The following is a 1,589-nucleotide window of genomic DNA, read 5'->3' on the forward strand; positions in this document are numbered from 1 at the left end:
CTTGAGGAGCCACGCGCCGTAGCAGGCGCGCAGGATGCTGCGGGCGCGTGCCTGCGCTCGTCGGCCGCACCGGCCTGGACCGGCTCCGGCGGGCGCCGGTCCGCTCCGGCGGCGCGCGCCACCTTGCGGACCGCCTCGATCAACTGGTCGCAGTCCTCGATCGAGAGGCTGGAGGACAGGGGGACGTCGACCGCCTGCTCCATGTGGCGCGTGGTGTCCGGCAGCAGCGCCTTGATCTCCTTGACCTCCTCGGCGCCGAACAGGAACCGCCAGTTCCAGAAGACCCGCGCGTTGGCGTCCTCGTCGGAGCCGAGGTTGCGCGCGTCGATGCCCTCGCAGCACAGCGCGCGGGCGAACCATTTGGCGTCCCCGCCCGGGACACGGAAGATGAACGCCTCTCCGAGGTAGGCGCCGGGTGCCACCGGCTGCCGGATCTCGATCTCGGTGAGGTCCGAGAGCGCCGCGGCCACGTAGTCGTAGTTGCGGCGGAAGCGCTCCAGGCGGACCGGCAGCCGGCGCAGCTCGGCGCGGAGCAGGGCCGCGCGGATCTCGTCCATACGGAAGCTGAGCAGCGGCAGGTCGAGGTCGGTGGCGATCGGCGGCTCGCCGTCCGGGAAGTGCCGCCGGACGCGCCCCTCGTAGGCGCCCGAGAGCACGACGGCGCGGGCGAAGAGCACGCTGTCGTCGGTGACCAGGAAGCCGCCCTCGCCGCAGTTGAGCGACTTGTCGGACTGGGTGCTGAAGGCGCCCGCGAGACCGAAGGTGCCGAGTTTGCGGCCCTGCAGCTCGACGCCGAGGGCCGGCACGGCGTCCTCGAACACCGGCACGCCCATCTCCGCCGCCAGGCGCGTCAGCCCCTCCATGTCGGCGGCGAAGCCGCGCATGTGGACCACCAGGATCGCCTTGATCTCGGGTGTCCAGCGGCGGCGGAGGTCGTCGAGGTCCATGCGGAGGTTCTCGTCGACCTCCACCAGGAGGGGCTTGCAGCCGGCGAGCACGATGGCGCTGGGCGTGGCGACGAAGGTGAAGCCGGGGCAGGCGATCAGGGAGCCCGGCGGGATCCCCGCCGCCATGATGGCGAGCGCGATCGCGGTGGTGCCGCTCGACACGGCCAGCGCGTGCTTGCTGCCGAAGTAGCGGCACAGCTCCTCTTCGAACCCGCCGCACTCGGTCTCCCGGTGGGCTCGATAGTCGTAGCGGAAATAGAGGTGGCTGCGGATGGCGCGCAGCGCCGCTTCCTCGTCTTCGGGATGGACGAAGACGGCTCCCTTGTCGTAGGTCGGCCAGGGCGTGCGCCGGACCGGGTCGCCGCCGTGTACGGCGAGCCGCGCGTCCCCGGCTCCGCCGGGCTCCCGGACCAACCCGGCAAGCGCCGGACTCTCCATTTTTCCGTCCACCGTCGGGCTCCTTGTTACTGGCGTTATCGGCTGGGTTCTCTCGTTGGCGGCATTTGGGCAGGCGTGGTCACCGCACCGGCGCGGCTGTGGTCGCGGCCGCATCATGGTCACCGTCCGCGCCGAGGCCTACGACTACTTCAACATTGAGCCGATCGAACTCGCCGTCATCGAAGACCTGCCCAAGCACGCCCA

The 1,589-nt window shown here is 71.1% G+C and carries 1 protein-coding gene; it reads right to left on the minus strand.

Translation table 11 applies throughout. The features are described from left to right. Positions 1 to 1,397 (minus strand): DegT/DnrJ/EryC1/StrS family aminotransferase (locus ACWDS7_RS48385; protein WP_451934815.1); only part of this gene is annotated, 1,397 nt, incomplete at its 3' end. Positions 1,398 to 1,589: the final 192 nt, after the last annotated feature.

It is taken from the genome of Streptosporangium sp. NPDC003464 (genome assembly GCF_053588315.1).